This window comes from Oleiphilus sp. HI0132 (genome assembly GCF_001635845.1).
Genome location: NZ_LWGJ01001559.1, coordinates 1 through 1,754, shown reverse-complemented (window position 1 = coordinate 1,754; position 1,754 = coordinate 1). Strand labels below are relative to the sequence as shown.

Annotated in this window: 3 protein-coding genes and 2 pseudogenes; all 5 read right to left on the bottom strand. The window is 44.9% G+C overall.

Annotated features, from left to right (window positions below):
* Positions 1 to 231, bottom strand: a pseudogene (locus A3766_RS23995) (30S ribosomal protein S5); the annotation flags it as partial.
* Between the two features lie 11 nt (positions 232 to 242).
* Positions 243 to 593, bottom strand: a complete 351-nt coding sequence (rplR, locus tag A3766_RS23990) for a 50S ribosomal protein L18 (RefSeq protein WP_068508543.1) — start codon at positions 591 to 593, stop codon at positions 243 to 245.
* Between the two features lie 8 nt (positions 594 to 601).
* A complete protein-coding gene (gene rplF, locus A3766_RS23985) occupies positions 602 to 1,135 on the bottom strand; it encodes a 50S ribosomal protein L6 (RefSeq protein WP_068508542.1) in 534 nt (177 codons plus the stop codon).
* Positions 1,136 to 1,144: 9 nt separating this feature from the next.
* The gene (gene rpsH, locus A3766_RS23980; RefSeq protein WP_068508541.1) at positions 1,145 to 1,537 is read right to left on the bottom strand and encodes a 30S ribosomal protein S8; all 393 of its coding nucleotides are present in this window, start codon (positions 1,535 to 1,537) and stop codon (positions 1,145 to 1,147) included.
* Positions 1,538 to 1,638: 101 nt separating this feature from the next.
* Positions 1,639 to 1,754 (bottom strand): annotated as a pseudogene (locus tag A3766_RS23975) (30S ribosomal protein S14); the annotation flags it as partial.

Sequence of the window (1,754 nt, the reverse complement as noted above, 5' to 3'; positions counted from 1 at the left end):
GCTAAGAGGTACGTCAACCATATTCTTGCGAGCTGCATCCATTGCTTTTTGAATAGCGATTGGAACTTCACGCGCTTTACCACGACCGAAACCTACACGACCTGCACCATCACCAACAACAGTTAGTGCTGTGAAACCGAAGATTCGACCACCTTTAACAACTTTTGCTACACGGTTAACTTGTACAAGTTTTTCCTGTAGCTCTGGACCGTTTTTGTCTTCTACGCTCATCGTAATGCCCCTTAGAACTCTAATCCGGCTTCACGCGCAGCGTCAGCCAATGCCTTTACACGACCGTGATATTTAAAACCAGCACGATCAAATGCTACTCTTGAAACACCAGCTGTCTTTGCTCGCTCAGCGATCAAAGCACCAACTTTAGTAGCCGCGTCAATGTTACCTGTACCTTCGCCGCGAAGATCTTTATCCAGAGTAGAAGCAGAGGCTAAAACCTTGTTTCCTTCACCTGAAATAATCTGTGCGTAGATATGCTTAGGTGTACGATGAACTGTAAGTCGGGTCTCACCCAAAGCTTTTAACTTAAAGCGAGTTTTTTTCGCTCTACGTAGTCTTGATTCTTTCTTAATGCTCATAGCTTCACCTATTTCTTCTTAGCTTCTTTGCGTCTGACATGTTCGTCAGCAAAGCGTACACCCTTACCTTTGTAAGGCTCTGGCGGACGGAAAGCACGAATTTCAGCAGCAACCTGACCTAGCAACTGTTTGTCAGCGCCTGACAAAACAATCTCGGTCTGTGATGGAGCTTCAGCTTTAATACCTTCAGGAAGCTCGTATTCGACTGGGTGAGAAAAACCCAATGACAGATTCAGTTTCTTGCCCTGCATCTGTACACGATAACCAACACCGATTAGCTGTAGCTTTTTCTGGAAGCCAGTACTTACACCAGTAACCATGTTGTTTACCAACGCGCGAGTCGTACCAGACATCGCTCGTGAGAACTTGCTGCCATTTTTAGCAGCAAATTTAATTTCTGAACCTTCCTGCGTTACAGTAACAACAGAATTAAGATCCAAAGATAAAGTGCCTTTACCGCCCTTTACTTCAATTTCTTGCTCAGTTAGCTTAACTTCTACACCGGAAGGAAGCTGAACTGGACTATTAGCAACCCTAGACATGCCCTTCTCCTAGAAAACTGTGCAGATTACTTCGCCACCAATGCCGGCATTACGCGCAGCTCGGTCGGTCATCACACCTTGCGAAGTTGAAATAATGGCAACACCCAAACCACCGCGAATGCTTGGCAGCTCGTCTTTACCTTTAAACTGGCGTAGACCTGGACGGCTAGCTCTCTTAATTTCTTCGATGACTGGCTTGCCTTCGAAATACTTAAGATCAACAGTTACCTGTGCTTTTACCTGACCATCAGTGTTAAAGCCTTCGATGAAACCTTCTGACTTTAATACTTCTAGTACTGACACCTTCATTTTAGAAGAAGGCATTGTGACAGATTGCTTCTCAGCCATCTGTGCATTACGAATACGTGTGAACATATCCGCAAGCGTATCTTGCATACTCATCGTATGAACTCCTAGTCTTTTTAGTTGTGCAGTATCAAAAACAAGCCGGAAGGAAACCCCACCAGCTTGTTATGGTACTTACCAACGTTTCTTTACTGGTATTACCAGCTTGCTTTTTTCAGGCCGGGCACATTACCACTCATTCCCTGTTCACGCAATTTAATTCGTGAAAGTTTGAACTTGCGGTATACGCCGTGTGGTCGACCTGTCACTTGAC

Bases quoted from the DNA above. Each gene is read 5' to 3' on its own strand.
- rplR (WP_068508543.1), bottom strand. From the start codon at position 593: ATGAGCATTAAGAAAGAATCAAGACTACGTAGAGCGAAAAAAACTCGC.
- rplF (WP_068508542.1), bottom strand. From the start codon at position 1,135: ATGTCTAGGGTTGCTAATAGTCCAGTTCAGCTTCCTTCCGGTGTAGAA.
- rpsH (WP_068508541.1), bottom strand. From the start codon at position 1,537: ATGAGTATGCAAGATACGCTTGCGGATATGTTCACACGTATTCGTAAT.